Raw genomic sequence first — 2210 nt, 5'->3', positions numbered from 1 at the left:
GCCGGATTGTCGCCCACCGCCTCACGCAGCAGGTCGAGCCGGCGTACGGTGCTTTCGCGGCCGGACAGCACCGCGAGGACTTCGGGCGCGCCCGACAGGTCGAGCCGTACCACCACACTGGCATCGGGCTGGCGGATCAGGAACGCGCGGCTGTGCGCGGGAAGACTGCGGATCAGCGCCAGTTCGTGGCTGGTGAGCCCGAAGCCATCGCAATAGTCCTCGCTGCGCGCGCGGGCGTTGGGCATGAAGATCATCGTCGCGGTCTGCTCGACCAGCGCAGTGGCGATGCGGCTGTCGAGCGCGTCGCGCGCCGACTGGGTGGCGAACCCGACCAGCGCGTTGCGCTTGCGCAGCGTCTTGAGCCAGTCGCGGATGCGCGCGGCGAACACCGCATCGTCCAAGGCCTTCCAGCCTTCGTCGATGAGGATCATCGTCGGCTTGCCGTCGAGCCGCTCCTCGATCCGGTGGAACAGGTACATCATCGTCGGCGTGCGCAGTCGGGGGTTCTCGAGCAGCGCGGTCATGTCGAACCCCAGCACGCGCTGTGAGAGGTCGAGCTGGTCGCTGGCATTGTCGAACAGCCATGCGTGCTCGCCGGTGCCGATCCACGCGGACAGGCGATCAGCGAGGTCGCCGGGTTGCGGCCGCTTGGCGCCGCTCAGCAACTCGCGGAAATGCTTCAGCCTCCGCAAGCTGGGGTCGTTGGCGTAGGCCGCATCGACGGCACCGGCGACGGTCGCCAGCTCTTCCGGCCCGTCAGCCTGCAGCAGCACGGACAGCCAGTCGCGCAGGAACGCCCGGTTGGCGGGATTGTCGGGCAGCGCGAGCGGGTTGAACCCGGTCGGTTCGCCGCTGGCGATACGATCGTAGCGCCCGCCGATGCCGCGGATGAACAGCTCGGCCCCGCGGTCCTTGTCGAACAGGATCGTGCGGGGGCTGAACTTCTGCGCCTGCGCGGCGAGGAAGTTCATCACCACCGTCTTGCCGCTGCCCGAAGGGCCGATGACGGTGAAGTTGCCGAGGTCGCCGTTGTGGAAGTTGAAGAAGAATGGCGTCTGGCTGGTGGTTTGCAGCAGCGTGACCGCCTCGCCCCAGTGATTGCCGTCGGCCTGGCCGAGGGCCATGCCGTGCAAGGACCCGAAGCTCGCCATGTTGGCGCTCGAGATCATTGCGCGGCGGGCGATGTACGCCTCGTTGCCGGGGAATTGGCCCCAGAACGCGGGCTCTAGATTGGTATCCTCGCGCACGACGATGGCGCCGGTGTCGGCCAGCGCGGCGGCGCAGGCGGCGGTCGCCTCGTCGAGCTGCGGCAGGGTCTTCTCGCGCACGAGCACGGTCAAGTGATGGTCGCCGAAGCCGACGGCGCCGTTCCCCAGAGCATCGCGTGCGGCGAGCATGTCCGCGCGCTCGACCATCGCTTCTTCGTCGGCCGACTTCAGCCGGCGGATAGCAAGGTCCATCCGCTCGCGGGCGGTGGTCCGCTCGGACGGCGCGTAGCTTTCGGAGACGATCATCTCGAACGGCTGGCGCAGCAGCGCGTCCAGCAGGCCGGGGCTGGTCGCCTCGGGGTAGTCCTTCAAGGATAGGATCGCGGCGAAATCGGGCTCGCCCGAGCCGCGCAGCTCCATCGCGTCGAGCCCGAAGCTCGCGCGGCGATAAGGCAGCATCTGGCCGATGTCGGTCTCGTCGGCCGGGCGGCGCACCGGGCGCATCTCGCCGTTGTAAAGCGCAGAGAGCAGTTCCAGGATTTCGTTGTTGGTCGCCCCGCTCGGGCCCTCGTAGTCACCCAGCACTGCGGCGCCATAGGCCTGGAGGGAGGCGACAAGACCGGTGGCGGCGGCCTTCAGCGCGCGAACGTCCTTGGGATCGGCCTCGATCTCGCGGCTACCCTTGCGGCTCCACAGCTTGCTCGCCTTTTCGGCCAGCCCCGCCTTGCCGCGCGCCGGCCGGCGGATGAGGGTGACGAACTGGTCGTTGACGAACAGCGACCCGCTGCCGAGCCGTTCCTTCCAGCGCCGGTCGATGTGCGCGGCGAGCGGATCGGGGAACTCGGCCTCGAGCTCGATCTGCACCCGGCGGCGCACGACGTGATGGTAGAGCACGAAGCGCGCGTCGAGCGTCGAGCGCAGCATGACCTCGCGAGTGGCCGCGTGGTGGTTGAGCGCGTCGGAATCCTCGGTCTCGAACAGCAGGCCGGGGACCTGCAGCGC

At 68.8% G+C, this 2210-nt stretch carries 1 protein-coding gene; it reads right to left on the bottom strand.

Going from position 1 to position 2210, the window contains the following annotated elements; translation table 11 throughout:
• Positions 1 to 2210: VirB4 family type IV secretion/conjugal transfer ATPase (locus ACWPM1_RS14785; RefSeq protein ID WP_455695659.1), on the bottom strand; the 2210-nt coding region annotated here is incomplete at both ends.

The organism is Tsuneonella sp. HG249, assembly GCF_053819205.1.
The sequence above is the reverse complement of the archived record's forward strand: the minus strand, read 5'-3'. Positions and strand labels throughout refer to the sequence as shown.